The sequence below is a fragment of the Dinghuibacter sp. genome (assembly GCF_035492835.1).
Taxonomy (GTDB): Bacteria; Bacteroidota; Bacteroidia; order Chitinophagales; family Chitinophagaceae; genus Dinghuibacter.
This window is the reverse complement of the sequence record NZ_DATJIY010000094.1, coordinates 31,837-49,019: the sequence shown is the minus strand read 5'-3', so window position 1 is coordinate 49,019 and position 17,183 is coordinate 31,837. Positions and strand designations below refer to the sequence as shown.

Annotated in this window: 12 protein-coding genes; 5 read left to right on the top strand and 7 right to left on the bottom strand. The window is 58.8% G+C overall.

The features are described 5' to 3' along the window. Positions 1–41 precede the first annotated feature (41 nt). Complete coding sequence (locus VL547_RS08970) at positions 42–2,504, bottom strand: zinc-dependent metalloprotease (protein ID WP_325577320.1); 2,463 nt, start codon at positions 2,502–2,504, stop codon at positions 42–44. 144 nt (positions 2,505–2,648) lie between these two features. Here VL547_RS08970 and VL547_RS08965 point away from each other — a divergent pair, with 144 nt between their 5' ends. After that, entirely contained in the window at positions 2,649–2,960 is a 312-nt protein-coding gene (locus tag VL547_RS08965; protein ID WP_325577319.1) for a hypothetical protein, read from the top strand. 70 nt (positions 2,961–3,030) lie between these two features. Here VL547_RS08965 and VL547_RS08960 read toward each other — a convergent pair whose 3' ends face one another. Together VL547_RS08960 and ahcY are read right to left on the bottom strand one after the other, a co-directional pair. Continuing rightward, positions 3,031–4,140 (bottom strand): Fic family protein, encoded by a 1,110-nt coding sequence (locus tag VL547_RS08960; RefSeq protein ID WP_325577318.1) that lies wholly within the window; start codon positions 4,138–4,140, stop codon positions 3,031–3,033. 159 nt (positions 4,141–4,299) lie between these two features. Beyond that, positions 4,300–5,631 (bottom strand): adenosylhomocysteinase, encoded by a 1,332-nt coding sequence (gene ahcY, locus VL547_RS08955; RefSeq protein ID WP_325577317.1) that lies wholly within the window; start codon positions 5,629–5,631, stop codon positions 4,300–4,302. A gap of 116 nt (positions 5,632–5,747) precedes the next feature. Between ahcY and VL547_RS08950 the strand changes: the two genes are divergently transcribed. Further along, a complete protein-coding gene (locus tag VL547_RS08950) occupies positions 5,748–6,242 on the top strand; it encodes an Lrp/AsnC family transcriptional regulator (RefSeq protein WP_325577316.1) in 495 nt (164 codons plus the stop codon). Positions 6,243–6,255: 13 nt separating this feature from the next. Here the strand turns inward: VL547_RS08950 and VL547_RS08945 are convergent, their stop codons facing one another. Both VL547_RS08945 and VL547_RS08940 read right to left on the bottom strand, forming a co-directional pair. Then, on the bottom strand, positions 6,256–6,762 hold the full coding sequence (locus VL547_RS08945) for a GNAT family N-acetyltransferase (protein WP_325577315.1): 507 nt from the start codon (positions 6,760–6,762) through the stop codon (positions 6,256–6,258). 2 nt (positions 6,763–6,764) lie between these two features. Beyond that, positions 6,765–7,355, bottom strand: a complete 591-nt coding sequence (locus VL547_RS08940; protein ID WP_325577314.1) for a hypothetical protein — start codon at positions 7,353–7,355, stop codon at positions 6,765–6,767. A gap of 28 nt (positions 7,356–7,383) precedes the next feature. Here VL547_RS08940 and VL547_RS08935 point away from each other — a divergent pair, with 28 nt between their 5' ends. Continuing rightward, positions 7,384–10,200, top strand: coding sequence for a hypothetical protein (locus VL547_RS08935; protein ID WP_325577313.1), 2,817 nt, complete (start codon positions 7,384–7,386; stop codon positions 10,198–10,200). A 5-nt stretch (positions 10,201–10,205) separates the two neighbouring features. Here VL547_RS08935 and VL547_RS08930 read toward each other — a convergent pair whose 3' ends face one another. Together VL547_RS08930 and VL547_RS08925 are read right to left on the bottom strand one after the other, a co-directional pair. Then, a complete protein-coding gene (locus VL547_RS08930; RefSeq protein ID WP_325577312.1) occupies positions 10,206–10,628 on the bottom strand; it encodes a hypothetical protein in 423 nt (140 codons plus the stop codon). Positions 10,629–10,639: 11 nt separating this feature from the next. Beyond that, positions 10,640–13,258 (bottom strand): valine--tRNA ligase, encoded by a 2,619-nt coding sequence (locus VL547_RS08925; RefSeq protein WP_325577311.1) that lies wholly within the window; start codon positions 13,256–13,258, stop codon positions 10,640–10,642. A gap of 44 nt (positions 13,259–13,302) precedes the next feature. Here VL547_RS08925 and VL547_RS08920 point away from each other — a divergent pair, with 44 nt between their 5' ends. Both VL547_RS08920 and VL547_RS08915 read left to right on the top strand, forming a co-directional pair. Next, positions 13,303–15,810, top strand: coding sequence for a mechanosensitive ion channel family protein (locus VL547_RS08920; protein WP_325577310.1), 2,508 nt, complete (start codon positions 13,303–13,305; stop codon positions 15,808–15,810). Between the two features lie 17 nt (positions 15,811–15,827). Then, positions 15,828–17,180 (top strand): exonuclease domain-containing protein, encoded by a 1,353-nt coding sequence (locus VL547_RS08915; protein ID WP_325577309.1) that lies wholly within the window; start codon positions 15,828–15,830, stop codon positions 17,178–17,180. Positions 17,181–17,183 lie beyond the last annotated feature (3 nt).

The window sequence follows — 17,183 nt, the reverse complement described above, 5'->3', positions numbered from 1 at the left end:
AGCCGGCGAGCGCGCGTCTGACGCGTCGGGCGCGGCGCGCATCAGTCCCCGATGGGCGCGCCTGGCGGCATTTCCAGGGACGGATCCGGCGTGAACTTCGCCGGGTCCTTGTCGAATTCGGTGATTTCTTCGAGGGCAAAGTAAAACGCAGCCTTCTGCCGCGGTCCGGCCTCGCCCAGGTGGGCGTTTATCCAGACGTAAAGGTCGTGCGCCTCGAGCATCGCTTCGCCGCGCACGGATTCCGACGCCCTGCTGCTGACGGCCAGCCCCAGCAGGTGTTTGAGGACGAGGTTGTCCACCACGATTTGCAGTTCGCCGGCGTAGCCGGGCGCCAGCGGCGCTTTCCAGGTGCCGTTGAGGATCGTGTCCAGCATGGGCATTAGTCCGGGTTGGCGTTCGTCCCGCGCGTGGTATTCGATCAGCCGTGCTGCCCGGGCCTCGTCAAAAAGATAGGAAAGGGTATTGTCGGCGTCCGATTCCGCGGCGCCCAGGGGATCGAAGGTCGGGCCGGTATGTCCGCCAAAGGTTTCGATGGAAGACGGATAGCCCGATGGCCGGGGAGGGATGCTCTTTATCAGTTTTTCCGGCAGAGCCAGCTGGGCCGGACTAATCGTACCCATCAGCGCGGACAGCGCCTTCCACTGGTCTTCGGGGGTCACCATCTCGGTGGGGACCTGGCCGTCGTCCTTGACGGCATGGGTAAAATAAAGACCGCCGATATACTTGGAAACCGCCTCTACCTGGTAACGGTGCAGGAGATAGATTGGCACCAGTACTTCCTCCAGGGTGGCCATGGGCGCGCCCTGGGGAATCGCCTTCTCCGAGAAACGGTCGAGGAGCATGCGTCTCGCCTTCATCAGCTTGTCGAGCTGGGCGATGGGGTCGGGGCCGTCGTCCCATTGGTTCGAGAGTGGATGCGCGCCGCCGCCCACGTCGGGAATATAGCGGAAGCCTTCTTTTAACGTTTCGCGCATGATCTTGTCCAGGGACGCTTGTTCATCCGCGCCGGGCGCGAATTCCGAATACCCCCACGTGATCGCCCGTTTGTCCCAGGAGCCGATGCCCGTGGCGTATACGTCCGACAGGTCGATCGAGCCGTCCGTTTTGACCGTGAAACGCGGGAAGGGATAGTCCATGACCGACGCCCTGTCCTTGATGCTGGCGGCGAAGTTGTGGGTCAGCCCCAATGTATGGCCGATTTCGTGGGCGGACAGTTGGCGAATGCGCGCGAGCGCCATGCGTTGCATCTCACCCGACACCGGTTTGCCGTTTTCGTAGGGTTGCAGCAACCCCTCGGCTATCAGGAAGTCTTCCCGGTGCCGGTCGGAGCCCAGCGTCACGACGCCCTTGATGATCTCGCCGGTACGGGGGTCGATGTAAGAAGCGCCGTAGGAAAACGCCCGCGCGGGATAACCTGAACGGTCGACCCAGTTGACCATATTGTACCGGATGTCCATGGGGTCGGCGCCTTCGGGCAACACCTTTACCTGGAAGGCGTTTTTAAAGCCGGCCGCTTCAAAGGCCTGGTTCCACCAGGAACCGCCTTCGACCAGCGCTTGCCGGATCAGTGGCGGCGCACCCGGGTCGATGTAGTAGACGATCGGCTCCACGGGTTCGCTGACGGCCGCCTTAGGATCTTTTTTTTGCAGGCGGTGACGCTCGATAAAACGCTTGGTCAACGGTTCGCTCATGGCCGCGGAAAAGTCCTGGTATTCGAAATCGAAGAACCCGGAACGGGGATCGAAGGCGCGCGCGTGAAAATTGCTGTCCGGCAATTGTACAAAGGATTGGTGGAGGCGCACGGTGACCGCGCCGGGGTCGGGCGCGACGCCGCCCCTCCTGCCGCCTTCCCCGTTCCCGGTGAAGGTGACCCAGGCTTCGAATTCGGTATTCTTGGGGAAGTCCCTTGTGTTGTCGATGTTGATAGCGGAGCGCGTTTCGTCCAGGCGGTAGCCGCCGCCCGCGCGATTGTCACCGCCCCTTGCCGACGCGGCGCTGCCCGGGTTGCCCCGGCCGCTGCCGATCCGGCCGCCGATGTCCAGGGCGTCGCGGACTAGGAATGGCGTAAGGTCGATGAGCACCTTGTCGCCCTCCACCGCGGCCGGGCTGAAGCCCCACAACACGGACTGGGCAAAGGCGTCCGTCGCCGCCTTTTGCTCGTCGGCGCTGCCGCTGCCCCTATAGGCGTAGTAGTTGGGTTGTAGCAGGAGTATCTTCGCGCCCGCCTTTATAAATTTCGCGACCACGGCCGACGCTTGTCCCCGTTCGGGTCCGCCGTTCCCGATGCCTTCCGGCATCGAGCGGAAATACAGGAATTCCTCGTTGAAGCGGTCGAGCTGCAGGTAGACCTTCCCGGTTTTGTCGTCGTAATAGAAGGTGTAAAAACCTTCGAACTTTTTCAGGTTTTGGGTGATGGCGCCGAGTGTCGCGGCGGGGTGGGCCTCGCGGTTCTGGGCGCTGGCTATGGTAGTGCTCAGCACCGCCAGCAGGAATAGTTTTCTCATACGTATCCTGAATTAAAGCAAAATCGCGCGATTTGCCGCACCGTTTATCCAAAACCGCGCTTTAACACGACCCTAACGCTTGGGGCTTAAACGCCGGATTCCGCGCCGGGTCTTATATACAGTTCACTACTTAAAACAAATGTTATGAAAACGAAAATTACCCTTATGACCGCCATCGCCACTGTCCTTTTAGCCAGTGCCGCATTTTCCGCCAAGGCCCAGTTCGTACACGTCCGGGTTGGCCTCCCGGTTCCGCGGGTAATTATTCCGGCTCCCCGCGTGTTCATCCCGGCTCCCCGGGTCATCGTCCCCGCCCCGCCGGTCTGTGTAGCCCCCGCGCCGGTCTATGTGGCCCCCGCCCCCATCGTCGCCGTCGGTTACGGTCACCCCTACTATCGCGAACGGTATGCCGCTCCCGTCGTCATACATCGCGATCGCAACTATCGCAGGTGGTAAAATCAAATAACATAAAGCAGGCAAACGTGTAGAGTGAATAGGCCCCGGAGAGATCCGGGGCTTTGTGCGTTTATAAATTTACCTGGTAGGCGGTGCTTCTTCCACCCGCGTCGCCCAACAGGGAAAAAACGCCCTTCGCAAGAAGGTCTTGCATGTCCCGCGTAGCAGTGGCTTTTGACGTTTTGGTAAGCGATACGTATTTGCGCGCGTTCATGCCCCCCTGAAAGCCTTTGGGCCCTTCTTCGAGCATGCGGTGAACAACTGTCGACTGTCGTTCGTTGAGTTCCCCCTTAAAGCGGTCGAATAGTTTTGTTTTTTTCAACGTGAAAACGATTTGCTGCTCGGATTCCGTTTGGGCTTGCAGAACCGTTTTTACGAAGTAATTTATCCAGGCGGTGACCTCGTTGGATAAAGAAGCGTGTTCCAGCGCCAGGTAATAGGCGTTCTTATCGCTTTCGATGGCTTTTGACAAGCTCAATAAGACCGGCTGACCTAGTCCTTGGGACAAGGCGATCTCCGCGAGCGCGCGGCCTATGCGTCCGTTGCCGTCCTCGAAGGGATGTATGGATTCAAAATACAGGTGGGCGATGGCCGCCCTGACGGGTGATCTTTTGATTTCGTTTTTGCCGCCGGGTGCGGTTTCATTGTACCAGGCGATAAATCTTTCCATTTCTCGCGGAACGCGATGGGAGGGAGGGGCTTCGTAGTGCACCCGCCGCCGGTCGACGGCGCCGGAGACGATCTGCATCGGGTCTTCATGGGTCCTCCAGGCGCCGACGGTAATATCGTCGCGGCCCTGGAGCAACATGTGGTGCCAGGCATAAAGTTTTTCCGTGGTGAGCGTCTCCTTGAACGCCCTTCGGACATCGGTCATCAACTCGCTGACGCCAGCGGCTCTTTTATCGCCTACGGGCTCGGCTTTTTTATTTAAGCCGAGGTTGTTACGGATGGAAGATCGGACATCTTTCCGGTTTAGATATTCGCCCTCGATTTCGGAGGTCTTTATGGCCTCGGCGACCAGGGTATCGATTATGGCTTCCAGGCGGGCGTCTTCCGGCAGGGTTTGAAGGATACCGGATGCCCGGCCCGTTTTCTGGGCAAAAAGGAGCAGGTCGTCTTCGACATCGTCAAGGCGATAGGTGAAATGGGGCCAGTCCTTTTGTTGCCAGTTATAGGTCATGAGCCGAATAATTGGACTAATCGGCTCAAAAATAGGTAAAAAATGAGCCGATTAGGCGATTTATTCGGCTCATGGGCAAAAAAATAGGCCCCGGAGGTCTTCCGGGGCCACAAAATGTGTAGGCGGCGGGCCGCTATAAAAGAAGCGACGACGTCGCGATTAATAACGGTAGTAATCCGGCTTGTACGGCCCAACCTTGGGAATCCCGAGGTACTCGCTCTGCACGGTGGTGAGCTCGTCGAGCTCGACGCCGATCTTGGCCAGGTGGAGACGGGCGACCTTTTCGTCCAGGTGTTTGGGGAGGACGTAGACCTTGTTCTCATACTTCCCGTGGTTGTTCCAGAGCTCAAGCTGGGCGAGGGTCTGGTTCGTAAAGGAGTTGCTCATCACGAAGGAGGGGTGGCCGGTGGCGCAGCCGAGGTTGACGAGACGGCCTTCGGCCAGCAGGATAATGTCCTTGCCGTCGATGGTGTATTTGTCGACCTGGGGTTTGATCTCGACTTTGGTCGAGCCATAATTCTTGTTCAGCCAGGCGACGTCGATTTCGATGTCGAAGTGGCCGATGTTACAAACGATGGCCTTGTCCTTCATCGCGCGGAAATCCTTTTCGGTGATGATGTCGCGGCAACCGGTGGTGGTAACGATGATGTCGGCTTCCTTGACGGCGTTGGACATCTTCTTGACTTCGTAACCTTCCATGGCGGCCTGGAGGGCGCAGATGGGGTCGATTTCGGTGACGATGACACGGGCGCCGGCGCCGGCGAGCGATTCGGCGGAGCCTTTACCTACGTCCCCGAAACCGGCGACGACGGCGACCTTACCGGCGATCATGACGTCGGTGGCGCGGCGGATGGCGTCGACGCAGCTTTCGCGGCAGCCGTATTTGTTGTCGAACTTGGACTTGGTGACCGAGTCGTTGATGTTGATGGCGGGCATCGGGAGGGTACCCTTTTGCATGCGCTCATAGAGACGGTGTACGCCGGTGGTGGTTTCTTCACTCAGACCGCGGATGTTCTGGATCAGCTCCGGATAGACGTCGAACACCATGTTGGTGAGGTCGCCGCCGTCGTCGAGGATCATGTTCAGCGGCTTGTCGGTGGAACCGAAGAACAGCGTCTGTTCGATACACCAGTTGAATTCTTCTTCGGTCAGGCCCTTCCACGCAAAAACGGGGACGCCGGCGGCGGCGATGGCGGCTGCGGCGTGGTCCTGGGTGGAGAAGATATTGCAGGAGCTCCACCGTACTTCGGCGCCGAGGGCTACCAGGGTTTCGATGAGGACGGCGGTCTGGATGGTCATGTGGAGACAACCGGCGATCCGGGCGCCCTTCAGTGGTTTGGTGCTTCCATATTCGGCGCGCAGGGACATAAGACCGGGCATTTCGGCCTCGGCGAGCTCGATTTCTTTCCGGCCCCAGGCGGCGAGACCCATGTCTTTTACCTTGTAAGGCAGACTCAGGTCGATTGTAGCTTTTGTGTACGTGGTGGACATCTGAATTGTTTTATTACACGCAAAACTAAGTTTATAGAATAAAATAATGGCGACGTCTGGGAATTTTGGGAAAAAATAAGGTTTGAAGCGTATTTTGCAGTACAAACATCATAATTATGACGGAAAACCCGGGAGCCGCAGGCCAAAACGCTATGGCGCTCGACGCCAAGGACCTCCTGATCCTCCGGTTGCTTCAGCAGAACGCCCGGATGACCGTCCGGGAGATCGCGGCCCAGGTGCACCTGAGCACGACGCCGGTACACGAGCGGATCAAGCGGATGGAGGAAACGGGGGTGATCCGGCAATACGTGACGCTCGTCGACCATGCCAAGGTCAGGAAGGGATTGATGGTGATCTGCTACGTGTCGCTGAAACAGCACAACAAACAATCCGGCGCGGCCTTTATCCAGGCGATCACCGGGATGGAGGAGGTGGTCGAGTGCTACAATATCTCGGGGGAGTTCGACTTCATGCTCAAGGTCGCGGTCGAGAATATGGACGCGTATTATCAGTTCCACGTGCACAAGCTCAGTGAGATCGAGGATATCGGCCACCTGCAGAGCGTGTTTGTGATGGGCGTAATCAAACAAACGCACCAGCTGGTGTACTGAACGGAACGCGCGGTTAGTTGCCTTCGACCGGCAAATCCAGCTGCATCAGATAATCCCGCATGAAGTACCCCGCGCCGATCTCGACATCGATTTCGCGGAGTACGCGGAATCCCATGCGTTCGTAAAAATGTTTGGCTTTGTTGTCGCGCTTCACCTGCAGGAGGATGGCGTGGGCTTCCAGCGCGCTCGATAGCTCTATGACCCTCTCGAGGAGCGCTCGGCCCCAGCCGCGACCCTGTCCGGAGGGGAGGACATACAGCTTGTGGAGCTTGACGGTGCCGGGCGGATCGATCTCGCCGAAGTCGGCGAAACCCTGGGGGGCGCCGTCCTCTTCGAGGATCAGGAACCGGTGGCCTTCGCGCATTTGGGTGTCGAGCGCTTCGGGGCTATAAAAGAGATCGAGCATGTACGACAGCTGGTCGGGGCTGAGCAGGTCGCCATAGGTGGCTGGCCAGATGTCCTGCGCCAGTTGGCGGATAAGGCGGATGTCTTCGATGATGGCGTCGCGAATAGTGGTCATGGTCAGTTTGCCGCCGCGTGGGGTGCGGGCTGCTCAAAGGTATGTAAAATATGCGTGGCCGTTTGGATCTTGGCTTGCACGGTCTGCAACGCCTCTTCGAGCGCGGCCCTCATTTTGGAGGGGTCGTCCGATATAAAGGCGTCTTCGCGGGCCAGCACGAACTGGCGGATGGATTCCTGGAAGTCTTCGTTGGATGTAATGGCCATGTCGAGGATCCTGTTGCGTTCGGACACCGTTTTCTGCAGGACGAACATGAGGTATTCGACCTGTTGAAAGAGAACGCCGAGCTCGTCGTTGGTGTGTTTGGGCATCGGCTGGAGCTGCCAGGAAGCGATGTATGCGTGGATCGCCTTATTACCGGTCTGGATCGGTCGCATCATCCGGTTCAGGACCAGGAGGGTGACGCCGGCGGCGGCAAGGGTCAGCACCAGGATGCCAAACAGGATGCGTAAGGTGGATGGGATTCCGGGCACGGAATACAGGTAAACCAACATGCCGATCAGCGGGACATGGATACCGACAAACGCACACGCGAGCACTTTGAACGCAAACCGGTTGTTGGCCTTGTCGGCGGGGGGAGCTTTCAATTCCATAGCAGAGAAATTATTGTAAATTAACCCTATGAAGTTCGTAATATCCGCGGTTTTCTTCGTTTTAGCTCAATATAGCCATTTTCTTTTCGCACAGGATATATTCGGGGGCAACCCGGCTTCGACCCGTTGGCGCCAGTACAATACGGACACGGCCAGGGTCATTTATCCGGCCGGCATGGACAGCCAGGCCCTTCGCGCCGCCCAGATTGTACACTATCTGAATCGTTCGACGGGGCATTCCATCGGACCCCGCCTGAGAAAAATCGACATCGTGTTTCAGAAGGATGTTACGTATGAAAACGGGTTCGTGGCCCTGGGGCCGTTCCGTAGTGAATTCTATCTTAGCCCGCCCCAGGACGTGTTCAGCCTGGGAAGTCTTCCGCCTTACGAGAACCTGGCCATTCATGAATACCGTCACGTCCAGCAATATACCAATTTCGACCGGGGATTTTCAAAGGTTCTGTCTTATATTCTTGGCCAGCAAGGTCAGGATTTGGGGAATGCGCTCACGGTACCCAACTGGTTTTTTGAAGGTGACGCGGTTTTCCAGGAAACGCTGGTGAGCCGGGAGGGTAGGGGGCGGCTGCCGTCCTTTATGGATGACTTCACGGCGCTCTGGTCCCAGGGACGCCGGTATAGCTGGGAGGAGTGGCGCAACGGGTCTTACCGGGACCTCGTGCCCGACTGGTACCCCCTGGGATTCATGCTGGTTTCTTACGGTCGCGCGACCTTCGGCGAGGACGTCTGGAAAAACATCGCGGGGGACGCCGCCGCGGCCAGGGGCGGTTTTTATCCCTTTCAAAAAGCGGTCAGACGCTATACGGGCGAGTCCTTTGCGACCTTCCGCGACAAGGCGATGGAGACGTATAAAGAACGCCTGCTACAAGCGGACACCGTCGTCAGGGGACGGCTGCTCACCCCGTTGCCAAAGCACAATGTGGTGACCTACCAGCAATCTTTTCCGTTGGAAAACGGCGGTTTTATCGTCGCCAGAAGCAGCTATGCGCGGGTCCCTGCGTTTTATATATACAACGATAAGGGATGGCATAGAATAAGGACATGGGATGTCGCCCAGGACCCTTATTATTCGTACCGTAATGGAAAGATCGTATATGCGGCTTACCAGGCCGACCTGCGGTGGGGGCTCAGGGAATTCAACGACCTGCGCATCCTCGACCTGCGCACCGGCGTGCAACACACGCTGACGCGCGGAACGAAATATTTTTCGCCCGACATCAGCCCGGATGGCGGTAAAGTCGTGGCGGTGGACGTACCGGCCGACAAAACGGCGACCCTGCGCGTATTGAACGCGTCGGACGGGAGGGTGCTCGATACGCTGCCCAACCCCGAGGGCTATTTCTATGTGATGCCGCGCTGGTTCCCCGACGGACGGCGTCTTGTCGCGGGCGTCCGTGACAGGGCGGGGCGGATGTCGCTCATGGTGGCGGATATGGAGACGCACGCGCGGAAGACCGTGCTGCCGTTTTCCTTTCACGTACTGGCATACCCTTTTGTATCGGGCGATACCATTTTTTTTTCTGCCCGGCAAGGGTCCGGCGAACAGTTGATGGCCTACGCGGCGGAAACGTTGTACCGGCTAACGGAGGGGGCCAGGGCCTATTATATGCCCGCGGTACGAAACGGACAAATCACCTGGACGACGCCCACCGCCGATGGCATGGCGCTCTATACGGCGCCGGTAGCAAGCTTTGCCTGGACGTCCGAGAGCGGAGATGATTTTGCAAAAGATGCGACAACGCCGGTGCTGGCGGACGGCTTTACGCGTGACGGTGCGCTGGACGCGCTCACACGCCTGGATACGACGGCGGGATACGCTTCCAGCGTCTACCACAAAGCCTCGCACCTGTTCAACTTTCACAGCTTCCGCCCCTATTACAGCAACCCCGACTGGTCGTTTACGGTCTACGGCCAGAATATCCTGAACACCTTCCAATCGCAGGTGTCGTATGACTATAACCAAAACGAAGCCAGCAGCAACATCAGCGCCGGCGCCACCTATGGCGGCTGGTATCCCTGGATCAGCGGCTCGGTGGGGTATACGGCGCATCGCACGGGTGTGACGCGCAACGGCGTTATCGTACACTGGGATGAGACCCAGGCGGCCCTTGGGACGAGCGTGCCCTTTGACCTGTCGCACGGGCGGCTTTACCAATCGCTGACGCCCTCCGTCTCGTTCCATATCGACCAGTTGTCGGTCCCGTCGGACGCGCGCAAATATTTTGGGAGCACCCACGTGGATTTCCTCCAATACGGGCTCACCTGGTCATCGCAGGTGCAACAGGCGACGCAGCAGATATTCCCGCATTGGGCCCACGTTGTCAGCGCCACCTACCAGCGGACGACCCTGGACGACCCCCGCGCCTGGCAGTTGCTGCTGGCCGGTTCGGTATACCTGCCGGGTTTTGCGGCCAGCCATAGCCTGGTGCTGAACGGCGCCTATCAGCGGAGGGATACGCTGGGGAACTATACCTACACCAACGACTTCCCGATCTCCCGGGGGTATCCCGGGATCAATTTCCCGGAGATGTACAAATGGGGAGTGAACTATCATTTTCCCATCGCCTATCCCGACGCGGGCTTTGGCGGGATCGTCTACCTGTTGCGGCTCAGGGCCAACGCGCTCTACGACCAGACGTACCTGAACGGGCTCGTGCCCAACAGCCAGTATCACCTGCGCACCGCGGGCGTGGAGGTATACTTCGATACGCAGTGGTGGAACCAGCTGCCGGTAAGCATCGGCATCGGGTACTACCGGTTGTTGGATAACGGCCTCGTCGGTGTGGGACCGAACCAGTTCCAGTTGCTGCTGCCGATCCTCTTTTGAACCCTCTATTGGATAGTCAGCTCGAGGTTCGGCGCCAGCATCTTCGCGCCCTTGGCGTCCTTGACGACGACGCCATCCACGGTAAAAGCTTCGCCGGGTTGGAGCTCGAAGGAAATGATCCTGCTCCACGTCGAGTCGACGAGGTTGGTGTTGAAATAATCCCGGGTAAACAGCTGGCTGTTGCGCACGATGTTCCCGGAGGAATCCTGGAAGGCGCTGTTTTGGCGGTAGCTGAAGCGGAAGCGCGTGATGGTATACTCCGTTCCTTTGTCGTCGGTGACCTTGAGGGGTGTCAGCAAGACGGCCCTTGCAGTGGTGGTGTCGAGGGCGCCCGCGCCATGACCGTTCCAGGTCGTGTGCAGGTGGATGGGCGCCGGCCGTGTCGCGGCCAGGAGGAGGAGGGGTATCAGGTACAAGAGTCGCTTCATAGAAAGGGCCTCTATTCCAGGGCTTGTAGGTTTTCTTCGAGTGTTTTGATCTTAGCCAGGGCGTCCGCCTGCTTCTTCCGCTCCAGCTCGACGACATCGGGCCGGGCGTTGGAAACGAAGAAACGGTTGCCGAGCTTTTTTTCTACCGAATCCAGGAAGCGGCGCTGGTAGTCCAGGTCCTTTTGCAGCTGCTCGCGTTGCAGACCGGTGTCCAGCGTATGCGGGGCCTTCAGGGAGAAGACGGTTGTGCCGACGACTACCGATACGGCCCCTGCTTCGGGTTCGATATTGAGATAAACGTATTCACTCCCCGTTTGTTTTTGCAGGAGGGGTAAAATTTCGTCGAGATGCGCCGACCCCTGTACCCACAACCGGATGAGGTCCTTGGGTTTTACCTGTTGCTTGTTGCGCGCGTCGCGGATCGCCGATATGGCATTCTTGAGGAAGGCGCCCTGTCCCAGGATGGCCGGGTCGGTACTTTGGACCGGCGCCCATTGCAGGATACACAGGTCGTCTCCCTCCCCGCGGGGGTGCAGGAGGTGGTATATCTCTTCGGTCAGGAAGGGCATGAAGGGGTGCAGCAATTCCATCAACCGCTCAAAGAAATGGACCGTCGTCTGGTAGACGGAGCTGGAGATCGGCTGCTCATAACCGGGCTTGACCCATTCCAGGTACCAGCTGCAGAAATCATCCCAAATCAGGGAATACAGCGTCTTCAGGGCTTCGCTCAGCCGGAAATCGGCAAACTGCGATTCTAGCTCCGAGCGGACCTCGCGGAGCCGCTGGTCAAACCAACGGACGGCAAAGGGTTCCTCGGCGGAGGACCCGGTTTGACGCGCCTCCCAGCCCTTGACGAGCTTGAGGGCGTTCCAGATCTTGTTGTTGAAGAACCGGCCCTGTTCGAGTGATGCTTCGTCGAACAACAGGTCATTCCCCGCGGGGGCGGCGATCATGATTCCGAAACGGACGGAGTCCGCGCCATAACGATCGATGAGGTCCAGCAGGTCGGGCGAGTTGCCCAGGCTTTTGCTCATCTTGCGGCCCTGTTTGTCCCGGACCATGCCCGTGAAGTAAACGTCGTTGAAGGGCTTTTGGTGTTCGTATTCCATCCCCGCCATGATCATGCGCGCCACCCAGAAGAAGATGATGTCCTGGCCGGTGACGAGCACGGAAGTGGGGTAGTAGTATTTTATGTCGGCGTTTCCGGGCTGGGTAATGCCGTTGAACACCTCGATGGGCCAGAGCCAGCTGGAGAACCAGGTGTCCAGGACGTCGGGGTCCTGGCGGAGCCCGGTGACCGGCAGGCCCAGCCTGGCGGCGGCTTCTTCCGCGGTGGCGGCCACTGCGAACGTGCCGTCGGGTGCATAGAATGCCGGGATCTGCTGACCCCACCACAACTGGCGGCTGATACACCAGTCCTTGACGTTCTCGAGCCAGTACCGGTAGGTTGCGAGGAACCGGTCTCCGGGGTGTATTTTGATGTCTCCTGAGTCGACGGCAGTCAGCGCCGGCCCCGCGAGCTCCTGCATCTTCAGGAACCACTGCGTCGAAATCCGCGGCTCGACGACGGTGTCGGGGTTGCGTTGGCTGTAGCCCAGGCGGGTGGCGTAGGTTTCTTCACCAACCAGCAGGCCCTGTTTGCGCAGCTCCTCCACGACCATCTTGCGCGCCTTGAAACGGTCCACACCGACGGCGAAACCGGCGGCGGCGCTAAGGGTGCCGTCGTCGTTAAGGGTGTCCACGATGGGCAGGTTGTGCTTCAACCCCAGGTTATAGTCGTTGATATCGTGGGCGGGGGTCACCTTGAGCGCACCCGTTCCAAAGGCCGGGTCTACGTATTCGTCGAAGATGATGGGCACGGACCGGTTGACCAGCGGCACCGAGGCCGTGAAACCTTTCAGGTGCGCATAGCGTTCATCCGAAGGGTTGACACAGATGGCCGTATCCCCCATGATGGTTTCGGGCCGCTGTGTGGCGATGGTAATGTATTCTCCGGTGGCGGCTCCTGCGGGATCGTATAATGGATACCGTACGTGGTACAGCGTCCCCTGGAGCTCTTTATACTCCACTTCTTCATCGCTCAGCGCGGTTTTGGCCTTGGGGTCCCAGTTGATCATGCGGGCGCCCCGGTATATGAGGCCTTTATCGTACAGGTCGATAAAAACCTTGATGACGGCCTTGTAGTAATGGTCGTCCATCGTAAAGGTCACCCTGTCCCAGTCGACGGAACAGCCCAATTTACGTATCTGGCTATAGATGATGCCGCCATATTTATCCTTCCACTCGAAGGCGTAATTCAGGAACTCCTCCCGCGTGAGCGAAGCCTTGTCGATGCCCTGTTCCTTAAGCATGTTCACCACCCGCGCCTCCGTGGCGATGGACGCGTGGTCGCTGCCGGGGACCCAGCAGGCGTTGTACCCATTCATGCGGGCCTTGCGGACCAGGATGTCCTGGACGGTTTCGTTCAGCGTATGGCCCATGTGGAGCACCCCGGTTACGTTCGGCGGGGGAATGACGACCGTAAAGGCCGGCCGGCCGTCCGGCTGGCTGATGAAATACTTTTTGTCGATCCAGTGCTGGTACCACTTGTCTTCAACCTGAGATGGGGTATAATTCTTGCTTAATTCCATGGGACTGCAAAAATACTGTATTTTTCCCCTCAAATCACCCTGAAATGCACCCTAAAAGGCTACTGAAATTGTTCCTGGTACTTACCCTGTTGATCGGCGGCGCGGCCAGCGCGCAACACAAATCCGGCATCCCCCTTTCCCAGCGTATCCTCGAACAGATCAGCCAGAACGACTCGACCTTACAGGTGTCGGCGGCATCCGACACCGTCGTGCCTTACCTGATCAACAAACGCGAAAGACTGTCGGAACAGATCGGCAAGATCGGCCGGTTCTACCGGCATGGATTGGATACGCAGGATATTTCCGCGGGGCTGCCCCGGATCGAACGGGGTCTGGGGATCGTCAAGCAGTTCGTGACCGACCGCGACCGGCGGATGAACATCCGTAGCCTCAACAACACCCTGGTGCTGGTGGAGGAATCGGTTGAGACCTTGAAGGGATGGCAGCAGACCCTGCAGGATTATTCCTCGGAGATGAGCGACATCACCGAGTCGGTCCAGCGGATCGTCTACGACTCGACGGTCCGTACCCTACCATCGGATACGGCTTTGTATCGTCTGGCGGTTCTCGAGCTCAGGGACATCGACGCCAAATACCGTTCCGTGGATACGCTCGAGCGGGGCGGACTGATCCGGCTCGGGTTGCTCCAAAGCCGGGTGGAAGCCGCCTATCTCTCGGGCACCAACCTGGTCGACGAGATCAACTACCGCATGAAGCGCGTCAAGCGCCAGCTGTGGGACCAGGAGGAGGCCACCCTGTGGCAGGCGCGCCGTTCCCAATATGCCGGTAACCTCTGGCAGGACATAACCGAGTCGCTTACCCGCGGAATGCGCGTGGTCAGCATCTATATGGCGAGCACCTGGGACACCCGCAGCGTTACCCTGGTGGCGCTCGTGCTCCTCACCGTCTGGTGCTGGATCAACCTCCGGCGTATCCGCAAACGCCCCGACCCGCAGCAATCGCTTGCCCCGGTGCACTTCCTGACGAATAACGTATTTATCGGCTGTCTGGTGCTGGTGGTGACCTTTGGCGCCTTCCTGGAAAGCAACATACCGATGTCCTATCTCCACCTGACGGGGTTGATACACGTCTTTTGTATCAGCTGGCTGCTGTATCCCTACCTGACCCGGGACGGCCGGCAGATGGGTCTTTGGATGCTGATCCTATGGCTGGGGTATTCCCTCGACGACTCCCTGGGAGAAACGACCTATGGGGAACGCTGGTTGCTCCTGGCCGGGGCGGTCGCGACCATCCTGCTTTGCCTGAGGTTGCTGGCGCGGCGCCGTGAGCTGGTGAAGGGGATTGGTTTTCCCAACGTGCTCCGGCCGCTGGTATCGCTCATGTTGCTCATGGCGGTGCTCTCGCTCTATTTCGACATCACGGGGCGCATCACCCTCTCCAAGCTGATGGGGCTGACGGGCACGCACAGCTTCGTCTATGCGATCACGTTGTGGGTTGCCTCGACCGTGGTCCTTGAAATGGTCTACCTCCAGTCGGAGGCATCCAAGGATACCCGTTTCTCGGCCTTCCTCAACTTCGCCGAGCTCCAGCAGCGCTTCCAGTATTTCCTCCGGTTGTTGTCGGGGTTGTTCTGGTTCAGCATACTGTTCCGCAACCTGAGCGTGTTCGAGCCGGTCTACAATTTCGCCACGGTGCTCATCACCAAGGAACGGACGCTCGGCAGCATCACGTTCTCGTTCGGGAGCGTATTCGTCTTCCTGTTGATCATCTGGGTGTCCAGCATCCTCGCGCAGTTCATCACTTTCCTGTTCGGACAGAACCCCGACGCGCCCAGCAGGGGCGGCCGCCGGCGCAACATCGGCGCGATCGCACTGATGGCCCGGCTGGGCATCCTGACCATCGGTTTCCTGATCGCGGTGGGCGCGGCGGGCATCCCCCTGGAAAAGATATCCTTTATCATCGGCGCCCTGGGTGTCGGTATCGGGTTCGGGATGCAGACCATCGTCAATAACCTGGTGTCGGGGATCATCCTGACCTTCGAGCGCCCGATCCAGGTCGGTGACCAGATCGACGTGGCGGGGAAATCCGGGGTCGTCAAGGAGATAGGCATCCGCGCCAGTAAAATATCCAACTTCGAGGGGGCCGACATCATCATCCCGAACGGGGACCTGCTCAGCCAGACCCTGACCAACTGGACCCTGCACAACCGTAACCGGCGCACGGCCATGACCATACGCACGGACCGGGAGGCGGACCTGAACAAGGTCACCGACCTGATCCGGAGGGTACTGTCCTTGCATAAGGACATCATGACCAACCCCGGCCCCTCCGTCCAGATCACGAATTTCGGCGGGAACTGGGTGGAGTACCAGATCCAGTTCTGGGTCGAGGACCTCGGGAACGCCGGGGGGCTGACGCATTCGCTGATCACCGAGCTCAATGAGGCCTTCGACCGCGCGGGAGTGAACCTGGCCAACCCGGGACAGGATATCTACATCCGGAGCACACCCGGGGAAAGTCAAAGCACACCTGCGGGAAGTCAAAGCACCCCTGGGGAAAACAAAAGCCCGGCCGGGGAAGCCAAATTGTGATACCTTTGTGCAGCAATATGCTCTACGCGGTCGTAGATATCGAAACCACCGGTAGCCATGCCAGCGAGCATGGCATAACCGAAATCGGCATCGTCGTCACCGACGGCCGTCAGGTGGTCGAGGTCTACGAAACATTGGTGAACCCCGAGCAGCCCATCCCCCCTTTTATACAGGTACTCACCGGGATCAACAACGAGATGGTGGCCGTGGCGCCCCGTTTCGAGGAAGTCGCCCCCCGCGTCTTCGAGCTGTTGCAGGACAAGGTTTTCGTGGCGCACAACGTCAACTTCGACTACTCCTTTGTACAGCATCACCTCCGGCACGCGGGCTACGGGCTCAACACCCGGAAGCTTTGTACAGTCCGGCTGTCCCGGAAGGTATTCCCGGGTCTGGCGGGGTATAGCCTGGGCAAGCTCACGCGGCAGCTGGGGGTCTCCATGGAGCGTCACCACCGGGCGGGAGCGGACGCCAAGGCCACGGCCGAGGTGCTCCACCGTATACTTGGCGAGGACCGGGACGGACACGTGGACTCGATGCTCAAGAGCAAGTACCACCAGCAGCAGCTGCCCCCGAACCTGTCCGAGGCCCTTGTCCAGAACCTGCCCACCAGCCCGGGCGTCTATTATTTCCACGACATTCACGGAAAGGTGGTCTACGTCGGCAAGGCCAACAACCTCAAAAAGCGCGTGCTGGGCCACTTCACCGGGAACGACGCGGGTATGAAGCGCCAGTCTTTCCTCAACCACATACACGAGGTGACCTACCAGGTCTGCGGGTCCGAGCTGATGGCCTTTATCCTGGAGCACTCCGAAATACGCCGCCTCTGGCCGTTGTTCAACTACGCCCACAAACACCCTGTCGAGGCCTTCAGCTTGTATGTTTTCGAAGACGTCAAGGGGTATTTGCGGCTGGCCATCGAGGGCAAAAAAAAACACCTCGAGCCCGTCTATACCTTCAACCTGCTCGTCGAGGGGCAGAATATGCTGCGCAAGCTGATCCAGCAGTTCGACCTGTGCCCGAAGATGTGCTTTATGGACCGGACGCAGGGCGCTTCCCTCCCTGAAGAACGGGGCGAGACCATGGTCGCTTATAACCAACGTGTCATGGAAGCCGTGGCCTTTCTCCGTAAAAACCTCCCCACCTTTGCGATCGTGGAACGGTCCGAGGCTTCCCCCGACGCAGCCTGTATCCTTATGGAAAGCGGGCGGTTTTATGGGATGGGATACCTGCCCCAGGGTACGCCCGTGCCGCAGGTGGAGGAGTTGAAAAATATGCTGACGCCGTACCCCGATCACGATTATATCCGGGGGTTGATATATAGGTATATACAACGTTGGCCCGGGAAAAAAGTGGAATTGACCGTCGCGTAATTT